Annotated in this window: 16 protein-coding genes and 2 tRNA genes; 16 read left to right on the top strand and 2 right to left on the bottom strand. The window is 46.6% G+C overall.

Annotated features, from left to right (window positions below; genetic code table 11):
- The first annotated feature begins 92 nt into the window (after window positions 1-92).
- Window positions 93-518 carry a hypothetical protein gene (locus tag BUA17_RS13780; protein WP_170867849.1) on the top strand — a complete coding sequence of 142 codons (426 nt, stop codon included), beginning with the start codon at window positions 93-95 and terminating at the stop codon, window positions 516-518.
- A gap of 228 nt (window positions 519-746) precedes the next feature.
- Here BUA17_RS13780 and BUA17_RS13775 read toward each other — a convergent pair whose 3' ends face one another.
- Window positions 747-2,306: a histidine kinase N-terminal 7TM domain-containing diguanylate cyclase gene (locus tag BUA17_RS13775; protein WP_063568096.1), complete on the bottom strand. Its 1,560-nt coding sequence runs from the start codon at window positions 2,304-2,306 to the stop codon at window positions 747-749.
- A 448-nt stretch (window positions 2,307-2,754) separates the two neighbouring features.
- Between BUA17_RS13775 and BUA17_RS13770 the strand changes: the two genes are divergently transcribed.
- The 12 genes from BUA17_RS13770 (at window position 2,755) to BUA17_RS13715 (ending at window position 15,930) form a co-directional block, all read left to right on the top strand.
- On the top strand, window positions 2,755-3,624 hold the full coding sequence (locus tag BUA17_RS13770; protein ID WP_072733979.1) for an SDR family oxidoreductase: 870 nt from the start codon (window positions 2,755-2,757) through the stop codon (window positions 3,622-3,624).
- A 274-nt stretch (window positions 3,625-3,898) separates the two neighbouring features.
- Complete coding sequence (locus BUA17_RS13765) at window positions 3,899-4,243, top strand: cupin domain-containing protein (protein WP_072733978.1); 345 nt, start codon at window positions 3,899-3,901, stop codon at window positions 4,241-4,243.
- A 30-nt stretch (window positions 4,244-4,273) separates the two neighbouring features.
- The gene (locus tag BUA17_RS13760; protein WP_072733977.1) at window positions 4,274-6,103 is read left to right on the top strand and encodes a two-component system histidine kinase PnpS; all 1,830 of its coding nucleotides are present in this window, start codon (window positions 4,274-4,276) and stop codon (window positions 6,101-6,103) included.
- Window positions 6,104-6,218: 115 nt separating this feature from the next.
- Window positions 6,219-6,947: a response regulator transcription factor gene (locus BUA17_RS13755; protein ID WP_053783546.1), complete on the top strand. Its 729-nt coding sequence runs from the start codon at window positions 6,219-6,221 to the stop codon at window positions 6,945-6,947.
- 151 nt (window positions 6,948-7,098) lie between these two features.
- Window positions 7,099-8,292: a methyl-accepting chemotaxis protein gene (locus tag BUA17_RS13750; RefSeq protein ID WP_072733976.1), complete on the top strand. Its 1,194-nt coding sequence runs from the start codon at window positions 7,099-7,101 to the stop codon at window positions 8,290-8,292.
- A gap of 218 nt (window positions 8,293-8,510) precedes the next feature.
- A complete protein-coding gene (gene pstB, locus BUA17_RS13745; RefSeq protein ID WP_063568101.1) occupies window positions 8,511-9,266 on the top strand; it encodes a phosphate ABC transporter ATP-binding protein PstB in 756 nt (251 codons plus the stop codon).
- A 63-nt stretch (window positions 9,267-9,329) separates the two neighbouring features.
- On the top strand, window positions 9,330-9,989 hold the full coding sequence (gene phoU / locus BUA17_RS13740) for a phosphate signaling complex protein PhoU (protein WP_063568102.1): 660 nt from the start codon (window positions 9,330-9,332) through the stop codon (window positions 9,987-9,989).
- A 221-nt stretch (window positions 9,990-10,210) separates the two neighbouring features.
- Window positions 10,211-12,865: a DNA polymerase I gene (gene polA, locus BUA17_RS13735; RefSeq protein WP_072733975.1), complete on the top strand. Its 2,655-nt coding sequence runs from the start codon at window positions 10,211-10,213 to the stop codon at window positions 12,863-12,865.
- A gap of 116 nt (window positions 12,866-12,981) precedes the next feature.
- The gene (gene mutM / locus BUA17_RS13730) at window positions 12,982-13,812 is read left to right on the top strand and encodes a DNA-formamidopyrimidine glycosylase (RefSeq protein WP_063568104.1); all 831 of its coding nucleotides are present in this window, start codon (window positions 12,982-12,984) and stop codon (window positions 13,810-13,812) included.
- 154 nt (window positions 13,813-13,966) lie between these two features.
- A complete protein-coding gene (locus BUA17_RS13725) occupies window positions 13,967-14,764 on the top strand; it encodes a manganese efflux pump (protein WP_072733974.1) in 798 nt (265 codons plus the stop codon).
- Between the two features lie 9 nt (window positions 14,765-14,773).
- Window positions 14,774-15,370: a dephospho-CoA kinase gene (coaE, locus tag BUA17_RS13720; RefSeq protein ID WP_063568106.1), complete on the top strand. Its 597-nt coding sequence runs from the start codon at window positions 14,774-14,776 to the stop codon at window positions 15,368-15,370.
- Window positions 15,367-15,930: a lytic transglycosylase domain-containing protein gene (locus BUA17_RS13715; protein ID WP_063568107.1), complete on the top strand. Its 564-nt coding sequence runs from the start codon at window positions 15,367-15,369 to the stop codon at window positions 15,928-15,930. Before coaE ends, BUA17_RS13715 begins: the two co-directional genes overlap by 4 nt.
- 107 nt (window positions 15,931-16,037) lie before the next feature.
- On the opposite strand, the gene BUA17_RS13710 is transcribed toward BUA17_RS13715, so the two are convergent.
- Window positions 16,038-16,259: an alpha/beta-type small acid-soluble spore protein gene (locus BUA17_RS13710; protein WP_053783555.1), complete on the bottom strand. Its 222-nt coding sequence runs from the start codon at window positions 16,257-16,259 to the stop codon at window positions 16,038-16,040.
- A 115-nt stretch (window positions 16,260-16,374) separates the two neighbouring features.
- On the opposite strand from BUA17_RS13710, the gene nrdR reads away from it, so the two are divergent.
- From nrdR to BUA17_RS13695, 3 genes are all read left to right on the top strand, one after another.
- On the top strand, window positions 16,375-16,842 hold the full coding sequence (nrdR, locus tag BUA17_RS13705) for a transcriptional regulator NrdR (RefSeq protein WP_063568108.1): 468 nt from the start codon (window positions 16,375-16,377) through the stop codon (window positions 16,840-16,842).
- A gap of 185 nt (window positions 16,843-17,027) precedes the next feature.
- A tRNA-Ala gene (locus BUA17_RS13700) sits at window positions 17,028-17,100 on the top strand.
- 16 nt (window positions 17,101-17,116) lie between these two features.
- Window positions 17,117-17,189 (top strand) — tRNA-Lys (locus BUA17_RS13695).
- Window positions 17,190-17,472: the final 283 nt, after the last annotated feature.

Below are 17,472 nucleotides of genomic sequence, written 5' to 3'. Positions count from 1 at the left end.
CCGGAGGTTTTCTTTTCTTTGGATAAGTTCCCCAGTATAATGAGATGTGATGTATAGCACACTGACTGAAATTTCTGAGGAGGATGGACATTTTGACAATGATTATGTATTTGCTCCATATTATTGGAGCACTGGCGATGGGTTTCTATCTGATCTTGCCATTCGTAGTTGGCAAAATCCGGACCTTGAGTGTCGCCGCTCAAGAGGGAGCATTTGCATCGCTCCGTTCATTGAACCGTATCGCACAGTACGGACTTGTGATTCAGCTTCTTACGGGTGGTTACTTGATGACCAAGGGTGACTATTCCTATCTGTGGATGGGCGTGGTAGTGGTTCTGTTGCTGGCTATTGCAGCAATCGGTGGCATTATGGGTAAACCGTTACGCTTGGCAGCAGAGGCTGTGAAAAGCAATCGTGACGTCAGTGCAGAACAAAGCAAGATTCGTACGTTCAGCACATTGCTTGCCGTATTCCTGCTCATTATGGTGTATCTGATGGTGAACAACCAGGTGATCTAACAATAGCTGCGAAACGAGTTTTATTTGCGAGCTGAACTTAAAGCGTTTGCACTTCAAACGTTGGGACAAGCTGAATAAGAAAGTAAGGTTTTGAACCGTATTGAAATAGACAGCCCTGAGGCTGTCTATTTTTGTTCGCTCGGTCTGGGGTGATGGTCTGACAACCAACAAGGTGCTAGTGTTGAAATAACGGCATATATGGCTCACGTAGTTAAACGCTACATTTAGTTAACCCAAGCTTACAGCGTGGGCAAATACGGTGTTACGACCGTTACGCTTGGACTCATATAGTGCCGTATCGGCATCACGCAGCAAGGATTCTAGAGAATCGGACCCTCCATTATATTGTGCCACTCCGAAGCTTGAAGTCAGTGGAATACGAGTACCTTGTACCTCCAGCGGGTCATTCAACAAAGCCACGCGTAACTTCTCAGCAAGCTGCTCACCGTCTTGGAGGGAGGCATTGGGTACAGCTATAACAAACTCCTCTCCTCCATAACGTGCAAACAACATCTCCGAATTCAGATAACGATTACATACAGAGACCACATGAATGATGGCCTGATCCCCAACGTCATGTCCATAGGTGTCATTAATTCGTTTGAAATGATCAATGTCAAATAAGATAAAGGCCGTCGGCCGCAGATTAAGCTGGGCTTCACTCAGTATCTCTCGACCTCTAAGCAGGAACTGCGTGCGGTTATATATTTTGGTGAGACCATCGAAGTAAGCCAGTTGCTTCAATTGTTCTTGTAGGAAACGTTGCTCTGTAATATCAATCAGCATAATCAGTGTGCCAACGGCTTGTCCTTCTTTGTTATACACATAAGAGGTTCTCACCTGATAACAGACGGTCTCTCCGTTTAATTGCCAGTACAGATCGGTTTGCAGACCTTCTCGGCCATATTCCACTGGAAAGGTCTCACCGGCAAGCGACAGCCATACATCGTTCAGATGTTGACCTACCATGCTGAAATCAAGCTCTGGCAGCATATCACGCAGAGATTTATTATAGTCGACGAGACGATTGGAACTATCCAGCACGATAACGCCTTCACGCATGCTCTCAAAGATACTATCCTTGGCGATAGGTACGATGGTTAACAGACGGGAGGATAGAATAGCCCAGATATACATTGCGGATGTAATGCACATGAGAACCGGAACAGGATCCATACCACCTGGGGTCAGACCAAGTAAATACACAAAGGCCGCTACCATGGGAATAAGCTGTGAAGTGATCAATGTGAGTAACTGACGACGATACATCTTTTTGGTATGTTTCCATTGTCCGACGAGAATAAGGCAGGCACATAACAGACAGGAAAAGGTGAATGCACCATGAACAACGTACCATTGCCCTACGGCAATATCCATTAGAGGGACGGAACTGTCTTCTCTTAACCATACTCTTTTATAGAAAAGATGATGAAAATCATTTGTTGCCACCATGAACAAGGTAATGGAAGGGATTACAAACAGTGCAGCAGAAGCTTTTTTGGATAATTTTTTACCCGTGTATTGCATCATGAGCATCAGCCCAAGAGAGGCGGAGAAAGGCATACCAATGTATTCGATGACCGTCCAGAATTTCATCTGCTCCAGTGTATTGCTGGCGAGTTCAATCGCGTAACCGAAGGTGTAAACCGACAGAGCTGCTGTATAGAGAATGAATATTTTCGAACTGGGGATTTCTGCTCTTCTAACATAAGTATATAAACACAGAAAAACATTCAGCACAGCTGAAGTTGCTACAAGTGTTATATAAGAATTAATGTGCGATTCCATGGGTTTGGTCTCCATATTAGATCAGAATATTTGCTTAGTTGGGAAGCATGAATGCATGACATCGCTTCATCCAAACTGGATTAATTTTATTTAAAGCTTATCTGTATACTGTACATTGTACATCAGCCCATACGGCATAGGAATACAATTTGGTTGGTGAATCCGTTCAATTTCGATAAAATTTTCGAATGATTGGCATAATAGGTCGAATTCAATGCGGCTTTGCCTCAGTTGACAGCATGTCTGCGAGAAACGATAAAGAAACAGCCATTAGAGTATTGGGAATTTTTCTGTTTAACCGCCAAAAGCGAGTGGTAAGTATGTATCGAGGCAAGAGACAGGGACTTTGGAGCATGAGCATTGGAAAAGGGATTAATCTGTACTGTTCATGCCATCCTACAGAATGAATCTGAATCAGGACATTCCATTTTGGGAGGAGAAATGCCAGATGTCAACCGACACACAAAACAAAAAGACGATGCCTGCCCAACATCAGGATCAGCGCCCGGGTATCGAATCGGAGATGCACCCCAAACCAGAGTTTGAGAAACCTGAATATAAAGCAGCCGGTAAATTGTTAGATAAGGTTGCTCTGATCACGGGTGGAGACAGTGGAATTGGACGTGCTGTTGCCGTTACATATGCGAAGGAAGGCGCGGATGTAGCGATTGTATACCTGAGTGAGCATGAGGATGCGGAAGAGACCAAGCGTCAGGTCGAACAGGAAGGACGCCGATGCATATTGATTCCCGGTGATATTGGTGACAATGCCTTTGCCAAGAAATCCGTGCAGCAGACGGTGGATCAACTAGGCAAGCTGGATATTGTCGTGAATAATGCAGCGGAGCAGCATCCCCAACAGCAGCTGGAGGATATTACTCCAGAACAGCTGGAGCGTACGTTCCGCACAAATATTTTTGGCATGTTTTATATTACACAGGCTGCTCTGCCACATCTTAAGAAAGGCAGTACAATCATTAATACAACCTCCATTACCGCATATCGCGGAAATCCGACGTTAATTGATTATTCATCTACGAAAGGAGCTATCACTTCATTTACACGCTCCTTGTCGATGAATGTTGTGGAGAAGGGAATTCGTGTGAATGCTGTTGCTCCAGGGCCAATTTGGACCCCGCTCATTCCATCCACATTTGATGAGAAAAAGGTGAGTGAATTTGGTGCTACTCAGCCGATGAAACGTCCAGGGCAACCGAATGAATTGGCTCCAGCTTACGTATATCTCGCTTCGGATGATTCTTCCTACGTGAGCGGTCAGGTGATGCACGTTAATGGCGGCGAAGTGGTCAACGGATAATCCATTGACGACGTATTTCAAACGAAGGCGTATCGTTACCAGCATGACTGGTCGGTACGTCTTTTTTTAATGAGCATATAGCGGAAGAGATATGATTTTGATCCAGTTTACAAAAGTCGGGATCGGCGTTGATGCAACCATGATACTTTATCATTAGGCTTGCCTGGAGATAGTTCTAGAACTGACGCCGCGTGCTGCTAATCAAAAATGGCAGGGTCTCCATGCTATCTGTGATATGATATAGACCGAACAAGTAAGCTTCGGAGGCGCTCACATGAAGATTAGCAAACAAAATGCGGCACACTATATATGGGGTGGACAGTGCGATGGTTGGCATCTCGTTCAAAATGAAACACTGAGCATTATTCATGAACGTATGCCTGCAGGAACTTCTGAAACCCGGCACTACCATTCGAAAAGTCGTCAGTTTTTCTTTATTCTTAGCGGTGAGGCTTGTATGGAACTTAACGGGGAAGAGTTTGTGCTTGAACCCCAAGAAGGGATAGAGATTACACCGGGGATGCCACATCAGATGCAGAATCGGGGCGAAGCAGACGTAGAGTTTCTTGTCATTTCACAACCCACCACTCGTGGTGATCGAATAGAAATAGATATGTAATTATTAATTTTATAACAAAGGAAGAGATAGATGAGACCGTTCCGAATTCGCCTTGCCATCATTATGATGGTGCTGATCGGTATTTCCGTCATTGTGGCGGGGTATACGATGGGCAGAGTTTTTAAGACTACTCACATTAATGCATTGGAGCAAACGATGGTGCGTGAGATCAACTTGCTAAAAGCAACGTTCCCGTTCCATGATGCAACCAATCCAAAAAATGCAGAGACACAGAAATATTACTCAGAACGTGCGGTTGAGCTGGATCGACTGACGGATTCACGGGTAACTTTTATCAATAAAGACGGAACGGTCATTGGCGACTCGGAGAGCGATCCCAATTCAATGGACAACCACTTGAACCGTCAGGAGATTAAAGAAGCGGTTGGGCAAAATTATGGTCAGTCGATTCGTTATAGTGCAACATTAGGGCAGGACATGCTGTATGTGGCGCTTCCTGTGAATTCGGATCAAAGCGACATGATCGAGTTACCCAGTGGGAAATTTGATGGTTACATTCGACTATCCATGAGTCTTGAAGCTGTTGATCAGGGTCTTCAGCAGGGCTGGATTTTGATGTTCTTCACCTTGGGCCTTCTGTTCCTGATTGTGGCTCTGGTAAGTTACCGGGTTGCGCGGGGACTGACATCGCCCATTGAGCATATTACGAAGGTGGCTCACCGGATCACCAAGCTGGATTATGATGCTAGAGTGGATGTAACTCGTAATGATGAGATCGGTCAACTGGGACTTGCCATTAACGGAATGGCAGACAGCCTTCAGATGCAACTGAAGACGATCAGGGATAATGAAGCGCTGCTGCAAAGTGTGCTTGCCAACATGACGGGCGGCATTATTATGATTGATGCAGGTCAATCCATTGCACTGGTTAACCGGGAAGCGGAGCGTATGCTCGGCATTCAGGCAGAGCGGGTTACTGGCAAACCATATATTGAATTGAAGCGGCATTATGAGCTGACACGCACGATTGAAGAGAGTGTTGCATTGCGAGAACCGATGCATGAAGAAGTAAGTGTGTTCAATCCAGTCGAAAAATTAATTCGCATTGATGGAGTACCGATGTCCGAAGATGACGGCGCTTATCGGGGGATGCTCTTCCTTCTGCAGGATGTAACAGCAATCCGCAGGCTGGAATCAATGCGCAGTGAATTCGTCGCGAATGTATCTCATGAACTCAAAACGCCGGTGGCTGCGGTCAAAGGTTTTGCCGAAACGCTTCTTAGCGGCGGGGTACAGGACAAAGAGACGGAGCGTTCATTCCTGCAGATTATCTATGATGAAGGTGACAGACTGAATCGATTAATCGGAGATATTCTGGAGTTATCCAAAATTGAGTCCAAACGGGCTCCCCTGCAATGTTCACCTGTGCATGTGCATTCGTTCTTTGAGATGGTCCTGGGTACCTTGTCCAAGGTGGCGGAGAAGAAAGAGATTCGCCTGGAGATGAATGTTCCCGAAGAATTGTATATTGAAGCTGATGAGGATAAAATGAAGCAGATCTTTATTAATCTGTTATCCAACGGCATTAATTACACGCCTGAGGGCGGACGGGTAAAATTACAAGTGTCGGTTGAATATAATGAGGACGAAGAAGAAGTTGTATTTGCAGTATCCGACACAGGAATTGGTATTCCGAAGAAAGATTTGCCGCGGATTTTTGAACGCTTCTATCGGGTGGATAAGGGCAGATCCCGTAATTCGGGAGGCACCGGACTTGGACTTTCAATTGTGAAACATCTGGTAGAATTGCACCATGGCAAACTGTCTGTAGAGAGCGAACTTGGCATGGGGACTACGTTTCGTGTTATCCTTCCATTAATTCAGGATGAAGAAATCTAGTGCAATGGAAGTGAAATGTAAAAGGAATGAGCTGTTTTACACAGAGTTAACAATTAGGTGCTATGATAATGAAAGTGTTGTGGCAACAGACAACCTATAAGAGAGAAGGGGTATCATGGCGCAGCGTTTGCTCGTTATTGAAGATGAACCAACATTATCAAGATTGCTTACGTATAACCTGACACAAGAGGGCTATGATGTTATTGCTGAGGATCACGGATCTTCAGGTTATGATCGGGCGTTGTCCCAGGAGTTTGATCTGATTCTGCTGGATCTGATGCTTCCTGGAATGAACGGTCTGGATATTCTGAATAAGTTACGAATTCAGGGTGTTAGCACACCGGTCATTATTCTCACAGCCAAAAACGGTGAAGCCGAAGTTGTACAAGGCTTAAAATCAGGTGCCGATGATTATATTACGAAGCCATTTGGTGTATCCGAATTGCTTGCTCGCGTAGATGCAGTGTTAAGACGTTATTCGAACGGTGAAGATTTGCCGCAACCAGAGGATAAAGACGGTTCCCGTATTATTCTGGGAGAGCTTGAGATTTATCCTTTGAAGTATGAAGTGACACTGGGTGGACAATCCATCAGTCTTCGTCCCAAGGAGTTCGAGGTACTGCTTTATCTGGCCAAGAAGCCGGGTGTTGTGCTTACACGGGATGATCTGATGAATGCGGTCTGGGGCTTCGATTATATCGGAGGACAGCGCACGGTGGACGTTCATGTCAGTTCATTGCGGAAAAAGTTGGAGCTGGACCCGGAATCGGTTCATATTGATTCGATTCGCGGTGTAGGTTATAAATTGGTTGTAAAAAGAAAAACTCCCCATCATTCAAGTTAACAATGATCGGGGAGTTTTTTTTACATTCCGTTAACATAAACAATTATTTTCCTTTACGTATAGGGAGTAGGATGAAGCTGTCTGAGTGATACTTTATACCTATATATTCCACCTCAGGACGGAGCTCATACGTAAAGGAGATTGCGCATTTATGCCCATGTTGCTCGAAGTGAAGCCCGACCAGCCCGAAGAAATGATAAATACGCAACAGGAACAAGTTGTAGCTCCCACGGGAGAACAAAAAGATGAAGATGAAATTGGGGTCACCAAAGAGAATGTAATTTCATTACGGGACTATTGCCGTCAAATACCTGTAGTTGACGTTCACACTACCTGCGGGGAAGCGGCAAGCCTGCTCAATCAGGATCAGGAATATCCGTGTATTGTATTATGTGATGATCACATGCGGCCATTAGGTTTGTTGATGCGAGAGACATTATACCGAATGTTGAATGGACGCTTCGCGGCAGATCTTTTCTATCGTAAGCCGGTTGTACACGTAGCGGACTCTTCTCCTGTTATTGTCGATGTGCATGCAGAAGCGACCGCGATTATTGACATCGCTCTTGCACGCAGTGAGCAACATTTCTACGATTGTTTGATCGTTACGGAAGAAGACCGATTGCTGGGTGTGTTGACGATGAGGGATGTTATGTCCCTTTCCCGTAAACTGCAGCATGTGGCTTCGGAAGAACGTGTACATATTATTACACAGAGCAGACAGGAAATAACGAGAATCAACGACTCCGTCACCAAACTGGTTCAAGCTGCTCAAAAGGCTGGGGTAGAAGCGTCTCAGATCATGCAGTTGTCCGAACGGGGAGCGAGCAGTCTCAGTCAGGTTGATGCTTCCTATAACCGTGTATATCAGCATATGGAGGGTCAGCAGAAACACGCTGATGACATGCTGAGCTCTATCGACATGGGTTCCGGGATGGCACGTTCCATTCGTTCATTGGCTGACCAAAGTGGGTTACTCGCTATGAATGCTTCCATCGAAGCGGCACATGCGGGGGAGTACGGACGGGGTTTCCAGGTCGTTGCTGGTGAGATTCGTGCACTAGCCAAGCAGACCCGTGAGGTTGCGGGAAATATGTCCTCTTTACTGGATGATATCGGAGGATTGACCAGACAGACTGTAGAACTGGTGAGAGCAAGCGCGGCAGAGATTGACAGCAGCTCCGTTCATGTAAACGAAGGAGGGGCTGCATTCAAACAGCTGAACACGGCTGTGGCAGGCATGTCCCATATTGCAGAGGATATCGCGAAGGAAGGCAAAACGGCTGGAGAATTGGCCGAGCACATTCGGGAGAGACTGGAAGATATGGTCCAGGCGGATGACTAAATGACGGTAGGATAGGCATCATTCATACGCAATGATCGGATAGGAGGGTCATGGGTGTGAAAGATGTCTCTTTTTACATTCCGTTAACATGAAAGTGATACTGTTTTTACAATGAGAGGGTAGGATATTATAGATGACCGAGAGCCAAGTTCAATCATTGGCATCGGTCTACGTAAGGGAATCTGGTTGTCCCTGCCGCGAAGGAGAAGTGAACATCCATGAAGGACCTCATTCACATTGAAGGACTTAATTTATACTATGATACGCATCACGCGCTTAAAAATATATCGATGGACCTGCCGGAGAAGACAGTTACCGCGTTTATCGGTCCGTCGGGCTGTGGTAAATCGACCTTGCTTCGTACATTGAATCGGATGAATGACATGATTCCAGGCGTACGTGTGGAAGGACAAGTTATGTTGGACGGTTCCGACATTTATAGCAATGAGATTGAAGTAGAGACGCTGCGTAAGCGGGTCGGAATGGTATTTCAGCAGCCTAACCCTTTTCCAAAATCGATCTACGATAACGTGGCCTACGGACCACGACTTCATGGGGTGACGCAAAAAGCCGAACTGGATCGTTTGGTTGAGCAGAGTCTTGTTCATGCTGCACTGTGGGATGAAGTAAAGGATGTGCTCAAAAAATCGGCACTCAGTCTCTCTGGTGGACAACAACAGCGCCTCTGTATTGCACGTGCTCTGGCCGTGCAGCCTGACGTACTGTTGATGGATGAAGCAACGTCTGCACTTGATCCAATCTCAACGCTCAAAATTGAGGAACTGGTCAAGGAATTGCACCACAAATACACAATTGTAATGGTAACCCACAACATGCACCAAGCTGCTCGTGTATCGGGTCGTACGGTATTTTTCCTGAACGGAGAAGTGGTGGAGGCAGCGGATACAGAAACATTGTTCTCCACACCGCAAGATTCCAGAACCGAGGATTATATATCCGGACGGTTCGGATAAGCTAGCTGAGTTCGAACGATCCCGGCGTGTCCGGAGATGATGGATAAGGAGGACATGGAATCTATGATTCGCAGAAGAGAATTTGATCAGGAGCTTGAGGAACTGCGCACACTGCTTCGGCAAATGGGTGAGCATGTTGGCACAGCGTTGGATGGTGCTATTGAAAGTTTACAGACGATGGATGCCGAGAAAGCTCAGGTCATCATCAAGAATGATGCGAATCTGAATGCCTTGGAAGACAAGATTATGGAATTGGGTTCCAAGCTCATCATTACACAACAGCCGGTAGCGAAGGATTTGCGACGCATTATTGTTGCCTTCAAAATCTCAAGTGACTTGGAGCGTATGGGTGACCTTGCGCTGGATGTGGCCAAAGTGACCCTTCGTATGGATGGGCAGGAGCTCATTAAACCGCTTGTGGATATTCCAAGAATGGCGGAAATCGTGAAGTCCATGATTGAGGAATCCATTGAATCCTTCCTGAAAGAAAATACGGATCTGGCCTACAAAATGGCTCAGACCGATGATCAGGTTGACCAATTGTACAGTCATATGATCAGTGACCTCTACTCGTTTATGACAGACCATCCAAATAAGGCTTCCCAAGCGATGCTCTTGATGTTGGTAGGACGTTATATCGAACGGATTGGTGACCACGCAACAAACATTGGTGAGAGCACGGTGTATCTGGTAACAGGAAAACGCCCTGATTTGAATCAATAGGTAACCGTTTTTAGTGGAATTGGGGTATTATTCGTAGCGAAATGAAGGGACTTTCTCTCGGGCGGCCTGTGAACAGGCAATCCGCGGAGGGAGTTCCTTTTTTTTGCAGGCCAGATTATGGCCTATAAAGATGACTATTTTTTTTGTTGTAACAGGTGTGTATGGTATCATGAGAGTAGATGTGATTGAAGGATTGACCATACGATACGCGAGGTGCTGGAATGGACAAGTTTATTCTTATAGATGGAAATAGCATTATTTACAGGGCGTTTTTTGCAATGCCACCGCTAACTAACTCGAAAGGCTTACACACCAATGCGGTGTACGGCTTCACCACGATGCTGCTGCGCTTGCTGGAAGAGCATAAACCGACACATGTGATGGTGGCATTTGATGCAGGCAAAGTTACGTTCCGACACGAAGGTTACCAGGAGTATAAGGGTGGTCGGGAGAAAACACCGCCGGAGTTGTCGGAACAATTTCCGCTGCTGAAAGAGCTGCTTCAGGGCTTCGGGATTGCCCAGTTTGAGCTTGCAGGGTTTGAAGCGGATGATATTATCGGAACATTAACGAAACGTGCGGATGAAGCCGGAAGACAGGTTCTCGTTGTGTCAGGTGACAAAGATATGCTGCAGCTTGCCTCTGAACATGTGCATATCGGGCTTACGCGCAAAGGGGTAACCGAGATTGAGCTATACGATCCCGCTCAGATCAAGGAGCGCTATGGTCTGACCCCGCTGCAAATCATTGACCTCAAAGGTCTGATGGGCGATGCGTCCGACAATATTCCGGGCATTCCTGGTGTTGGAGAGAAAACGGCTCTGAAGCTGCTGCACCAGTTCGGTTCGGTTGAGGAAGTTCTTAACGGCACAGGTGAGCTAAAGGGCAAAATGAAAGAAAAAATTGAGGCTCACGCCGAAGATGCACGTATGAGCAAGCAGCTTGCCACGATCCACCGTGAAGTTCCATTGGAACAAACTTGGGAAGATATGCAGTTTGCTGGCTTAAAAGAGGAACTGGCAGGTCCGGCTTTGGCCAAGCTCGAATTCAAGTCTTTGCTAGAGCGCCTGTCATTCCGTGCAAGTGTAGTTTCTGAACAGGAAGCCGTTCCGGCGGCCGTAGTGGAATCCTCCATTGCAACAGAAGAAACGATTAGTGAACTGTTCAGTTCACTCGAATCCATTGATGTGCTGCATGTGGAGACACATGGTGATAACCCGCATCAGGCGAAACTCATTGGACTTGCTGTTGGTTCAGCCGAAACCTATACATTCCTGTCTTCCGAATTGCTCCAGTCAGATGCAGCTGCCCCAGTACGAGAATGGCTCGGCAATGCAGATCAACCCAAGCGTGGTTATGATCTACATCGTGTTGATCTGGCACTGCATGCGCATGGCATTGAGTTTGCTGGAGCGTCCTTTGATGTGCAATTGGCTGCCTATTTGCTTGATCCAACCGAATCGAATCAGACGATTAGCGGCCTGACCACGAAGTATGGTCTGCCTTCCCTCGTGGAGGATGATTCGGTTATGGGCAAAGGTGCAAAATACAGAGTGCCTGAGGCGAATATATTGGGCGATTTTCTATGTCGTAAAGCGGCGGCAGTAGCAGCCATTATTCCACTCCAAGAGCAGGCACTGGAGAGTAATGAGATGAACGCACTTTTCCATGAACTGGAGATGCCATTGTCACGTATTCTTGCAGATATGGAGAAACAGGGGATTAAGGCTAATACGGCAGATTTGAAGGCTTTGGGTAGTGAGTTCGAAGAAAATATAAGCAGGTTGATGGCGGAAATCTACAAGCTTTCCGGTACGGAATTCAATCTGAATTCACCGAAACAGCTGGGTGAGATTTTATTTGATAAACTCGGTTTGCCTGTGGTGAAGAAAACAAAGACAGGATACTCTACGGATGCCGAAGTATTGGAGAAGCTGGCTCCATATAATGATGTGGTCAAACATATTCTGCAATATCGTCAACTTGCCAAGTTGCAGTCCACATATGTAGAAGGACTCCTCAAAGAGATTTCAGATAAGGATGGCAAGGTGCATACGTTTTACCGTCAGACGATTGCGGCTACTGGACGTCTTAGCAGCCAGTTCCCGAACTTGCAGAACATTCCGATTCGGATGGAGGAAGGCCGTAAAATCAGAAAGGTATTTGTTCCTTCCGAACCAGGGTGGTCCATTTTGGCAGCAGACTATTCGCAGATTGAACTGCGCGTCCTTGCACATATTTCAGATGATGAGCGGCTGAAGGAAGCTTTTGTCCAGGACATGGATATCCATACGAAGACGGCCTCAGATGTGTTTGGCGTGAAGCCAGAAGAGGTGGATGGAGACATGCGTCGTTCTGCCAAGGCAGTTAACTTTGGTATCGTATACGGGATCAGCGACTACGGTTTGTCTCAGAACCTGCACATCACGCGGAAAGAGGCAGCACAGTTCATTGATCAATATTTTGAAGTATTTCAGGGTGTGCGTCGATATATGGATGATATTGTGAAGGAAGCCCGTCAGGATGGTTATGTCAAAACGTTGCTGGAACGCCGTCGTTATCTGCCAGAAATCAATGCAAGCAACTTTAACCTGCGTTCCTTTGCTGAACGGACAGCAATGAATACACCGATCCAGGGAACTGCGGCAGATATCATCAAGCTTGCCATGGTACAGATGGATGAAGCACTGCGTGAACGCAAGCTGAAGAGCCGCATGCTATTACAGGTGCACGATGAGCTTGTATTCGAAGTGCCTGCGGATGAAATGGAACTGATGAAAGAGCTGGTTCCTTCGGTGATGGAAAAAGCATTGGAGCTGTCAGTGCCGCTAAAAGCGGAAGTCAGCTACGGAGAAAACTGGTACGAGGCTAAATAATAGATCCCAAGCGGGTTTTCCGTTATTTTACAAAATATTTTTCAACTGTTTTCGACACAAGAAGGGGTCCCGCTGAGCGCCATCTTCCGTTATAATATAGGGGAGGTGAGAACATCATGCCGGAATTACCGGAAGTCGAAACAGTCAGAAGAACATTGAATCAACTTATTGTTGGCAAGACCATTGACTCCGTTACCGTTAGCTTGCCGCGGATTATTCAGCGGCCGGACGACATAGATGCATTTGCAATGGAACTTAAGGGACATACCGTGATCGGTGTGGAGCGCAGAGGCAAGTTTTTGCGTATTTTGCTGGACGGGCTGGTGCTTGTCTCCCATCTGCGGATGGAAGGCAGGTACGGGGTATACCAACAGCATGAGGAAGTGGAGAAGCATACCCATGTTATCTTTCACTTTACCGATGGTACAGAATTACGTTACAAGGATGTCCGTCAATTCGGTACAATGCATCTCTTCAATGCAGGGGAGGAACTGGTATCCAAACCTTTGTTAAAACTGGGGCTGGAGCCGCTTGATCCTGCGTTTACTGTAGCTGCCTTCCGTGATGCTGTTGGCAAACGCACGACCAAAATTAAAGCCGTCTTGTTAAATCAGGCATATGTGGTCGGCATCGGGAATATTTATGTGGACGAGGCCTTGTTCCGCGCTGGAATTCATCCAGAAACCATTGCCAAGACATTAACCGAAGCCCAGTTAACCGTGCTGCATGAAGCGATCGTGGTTACGCTCCAGGATGCGGTGAATGCAGGAGGTTCCTCCATTAAGTCCTATGTCAATGGACAGGGCGAGATGGGAATGTTCCAGCATCAGTTGAAAATATATGGACGCAAGTCTGAACCTTGTGCAACGTGTGGCACATTAATCGAGAAGAGTGTTGTAGGTGGTAGGGGCACGCATTACTGTCCAAACTGTCAACCGCTGCTCTAAATCGTTGATGGGTTTGGTAGCATGAACGAAATCGTCAAATTGTAGCACCCTTGGATTCCTCCCTCCATATACTGATATGGCAGAAATAAGCGGGCGTATACCCATACTGGCAGCCGCCAGTTGGAACGAGTTCCGCACAGGGGAGGAATCCGGGGTGCTGCATCATTTTATTTCATTACTGGCGCTTGCTTTGGCGCTTAGTTTAGATGGTTTTGGAGTCGGGATTACATATGGGCTGCGGAGAACTAAAATTCCGCTGTTATCCATTGTCGTCATTTCCATCTGTTCGGGTCTGGTTATTGCATTATCGATGCAAGTAGGTGTGCTTCTGTCTCATGTCGTATCTCCGGACGTGGCTTCAATTGTTGGAGCGGTTATTCTGATCGGTATTGGCGCATGGTCGTTGCTGCAACTCATTCGAAAACGGGGCAAGGAACAGCTGGAAACGGACAATGGAGTGGGTGAGGGAACAGGAGCAGGAGCAGGAGCAGGAGCAGGAGCAGGAACAATCCGCAGTAGTACGCAAGCCTCACCAGAAGCTCAGTCGAAGGGCAGGAATCAGGTGCTCGCGCTGGAGCTTGAGCCATCTGCTTCTGGAGGATCTCTGGAACGAATGGTCTTTACACTTGAGCTGCGGAAGCTGGGTGTGGTTATTCAGATCCTGCGTAGTCCCTCGAAGGCGGATATGGATAACTCGGGCAGTATATCCGTCCAAGAAGCGATGTGGCTGGGGATAGCCCTTTCTCTGGATGCTTTTGGTGCAGGATTAGGGGCAGCATTATTGGGATTTCCGACTTTGTGGACAGCATTAGTTATTGCGTTGTTTAGTGGGGCATTTCTGTCACTGGGCATGAAAGTTGGGTTGCGCTTTGCTGCTCTGCGGTGGATGCGAAGATTATCTGTGTTACCTGCGCTTTTATTAATGTTTATGGGAATAATGAAGTTGTTGTGAGGTGAAATAATGAATATTGGCTTAACCGGCGGGATCGCGACAGGCAAAAGCAGCGTGTCCGCCTTTCTCGCCAGTAAGGGAGCGTTGCTCATTGATGCAGATGTTATTGCCCGGGAAGTAATGCTGCCCGGGCATCCCGTTTTGGCTGCGGCTGTTCAGCGGTTCGGACAAGCCATATTGAATGAGGACGGAACACTGGATCGGAAAAAGCTTGGCAGTATTGTTTTTCAGAATCCAGAGGAACGTAAGGCACTTGAGGCTATTACACATCCAGCGATCCGCAAGGAGATGCGCGAGCGCGCTGCTCTGTACGAGCTTGAACATCCGGACAAGCTGGTCGTATCGGATATTCCGTTATTGTACGAGTCAGGGCTGGAGGATGGCTTCGAAGAGGTGATGGTTGTTTACGTTCCGAGGTCAGTGCAGCTAGAACGACTGATGAGCCGGGATGGAATGACGGCAGAACAGGCAGATGCCCGTATAGACGTGCAGATGGATATTGAAGATAAGAAGCAGCGTGCTGACGTGGTTATCGATAACAGCGGCTTGTGGTCAGAGACGGAGCAGCAACTCATTTCATTTTTGCATCGTAAGGGCCTAATATGAGATTGCTGCGTAAGAAACGGGTACTGTTGTTGATGTTTGTGTCTTTTGTATTGGTGCTGTTCCTGAATACCAATTGGATGTCATGGTTCTATCCGATTCATTATAAGGAAGAGATTCGGGCCCAGTCTCAGAGTTATGAGGTTGATCCGTTTCTCATAGCTTCCATCATCAAGGTGGAGACCAATTTTAAGACAAGCAAGGAATCCAAGAGAGGTGCCATCGGATTAATGCAGCTGATGCCTGACACCGCGAACTGGATTATGGAGCAAGCCAAAATTCCGGGAACCTCATTGGAAGAATTGAAGCACGAGCCTGAAAGGAATATCCAGCTGGGCACCTGGTATCTACGTAATCTGTCAGATCAATTTGACGGGAATGAAGCGGCTATGATTGCTGCTTACAATGCAGGTCCAGGTAAAGTGAACTCATGGTTAAGGGATGGCGTATGGGACGGTTCATTCGAGACGGTCAAAGATATTCCGTTTGGTGAAACCCGGCACTATGTACAACGCGTCATTTATTATTATAATCAATATGTAAAGATCTATAATACGTTCTAAGTTAAGACACTTTGGATTCATGCTCTAAAATAAGTAGAAGCACCGAGCAGGCCGGTTGTTCACCGGCCGCTCCATGCTCCTCTGTGTACCGTATTACGATGCAGATATTATTGGTATTGACCTGCCAATTGCTGTTCTGCAATTGTTACCAGACGCTTCGTGATGTATCCACCGATCGAACCGTTCTCGTAAGAAGTCATGTTACCTTGGTATCCGTCTTGTGGGATGCTGATTCCGAGTTCTTGAGCAACTTCATATTTCAGTTGTTCGAGAGCTGCGGAAGCTTTAGTTACCACCAGGTTGTTGGAGTTACCATTGCTTTGTGCCATTGCTGTTCACCTCCTCGCGGTTGGTAAAAGTATTATGTGTCGGCAATACGATTTTCATAACTAAATACATGCAGGCAATTTCTGGTAAAAAGTAAAACGTGGGAAGTGATCTGATTTGAAATGTCCTTATTGCGCCTACCTGGGCACAAAGGTGCTTGATTCAAGGCCGGCCAATGAATCGAAATCGATTCGTCGTCGTCGTGAGTGTGAGCAATGTAGCCGTCGATTTACAACTTTTGAAATGGTGGAAGAAACACCGCTGATCGTCATCAAGAAAGATGGCAGTCGTGAGGAATTTAGCCGGGACAAGATTCTCCGTGGCCTGATTCGGGCTTGTGAGAAACGTCCGGTCTCTGTGGAGACACTGGAAATGATGGTATCTGAGGCAGAGAAGTCTCTGCGAAATACAGCCGATGCAGAAGTAGAGAGCCGTCAGATTGGCGAACTGCTGATGGAACAGCTGTTTCCAGTGGATGAAGTAGCCTATGTGCGCTTTGCTTCGGTGTACCGTCAATTCAAAGACATCAATATGTTCATGAAAGAACTGAAATCTTTATTGTCCAAAGACAACAACGAGGATTAGTGAAACGGGTAAAAGGGGAAGAGCATTCTGGGGTTACCATCTGTGTGTTCCAGTAAAAAGGTTGTTCTTCTCCAATCACTTTAGCTTCAAGAAAAAGTTGTTGACAGCAAAAGCTGTATTTTATATGATATAGGAGTCGCCTGCGGAGCATTGCAGTGTTGGACAACTTGTTACATTCATAATTTGGGGCCTTAGCTCAGCTGGGAGAGCGCATCGCTGGCAGCGATGAGGTCAGGGGTTCGATCCCCCTAGGCTCCATACAAGAACATCATATGGACTCTTAGCTCAGTTGGTAGAGCAGTTGACTCTTAATCAATTGGTCCAGGGTTCGAGTCCCTGAGAGTCCATCAAAAAGAACGGCAGAGATGCCGTTCTTTTTTTATTAGGAGACAACTTGATTGCTTTTATACAGTCACAGAGTCTTTAAGTGGCAAGATGCATAACTATCTGACGAACTTGTCGTGCTGCGCCGTGGGAAGAAAAACAAATTCCTGACCCGACTTGAATAGAAAAACAAAAACCAGGGTGCCGTAAATTGAAGTGACCCCTTAAAGTTAGACAAATATTTTTATGCAACCTGTATGGCATGAATTCGGTATTGTACCGGGCTCATGCCTTTTAATTTTGACT

Origin of the sequence: Paenibacillus sp. ov031, from assembly GCF_900143165.1 — a bacterium.
GTDB classification, from domain to species: Bacteria; Bacillota; Bacilli; order Paenibacillales; family Paenibacillaceae; genus Paenibacillus; species Paenibacillus marchantiae.
The sequence above is the reverse complement of the archived record's forward strand: the minus strand, read 5'-3'. Positions and strand labels throughout refer to the sequence as shown.

Coding starts and splice junctions, on each gene's coding strand:
- mutM (WP_063568104.1), top strand. CDS start 12,982: ATGCCGGAATTACCGGAAGTCGAAACAGTCAGAAGAACATTGAATCAA.
- BUA17_RS13765 (WP_072733978.1), top strand. CDS start 3,899: ATGAAGATTAGCAAACAAAATGCGGCACACTATATATGGGGTGGACAG.
- BUA17_RS13710 (WP_053783555.1), bottom strand. CDS start 16,259: ATGGCACAAAGCAATGGTAACTCCAACAACCTGGTGGTAACTAAAGCT.
- pstB (WP_063568101.1), top strand. CDS start 8,511: ATGAAGGACCTCATTCACATTGAAGGACTTAATTTATACTATGATACG.
- BUA17_RS13715 (WP_063568107.1), top strand. CDS start 15,367: ATGAGATTGCTGCGTAAGAAACGGGTACTGTTGTTGATGTTTGTGTCT.
- polA (WP_072733975.1), top strand. CDS start 10,211: ATGGACAAGTTTATTCTTATAGATGGAAATAGCATTATTTACAGGGCG.
- BUA17_RS13760 (WP_072733977.1), top strand. CDS start 4,274: ATGAGACCGTTCCGAATTCGCCTTGCCATCATTATGATGGTGCTGATC.
- BUA17_RS13775 (WP_063568096.1), bottom strand. CDS start 2,306: ATGGAATCGCACATTAATTCTTATATAACACTTGTAGCAACTTCAGCT.
- BUA17_RS13750 (WP_072733976.1), top strand. CDS start 7,099: ATGCCCATGTTGCTCGAAGTGAAGCCCGACCAGCCCGAAGAAATGATA.
- BUA17_RS13755 (WP_053783546.1), top strand. CDS start 6,219: ATGGCGCAGCGTTTGCTCGTTATTGAAGATGAACCAACATTATCAAGA.
- coaE (WP_063568106.1), top strand. CDS start 14,774: ATGAATATTGGCTTAACCGGCGGGATCGCGACAGGCAAAAGCAGCGTG.
- BUA17_RS13770 (WP_072733979.1), top strand. CDS start 2,755: ATGTCAACCGACACACAAAACAAAAAGACGATGCCTGCCCAACATCAG.
- phoU (WP_063568102.1), top strand. CDS start 9,330: ATGATTCGCAGAAGAGAATTTGATCAGGAGCTTGAGGAACTGCGCACA.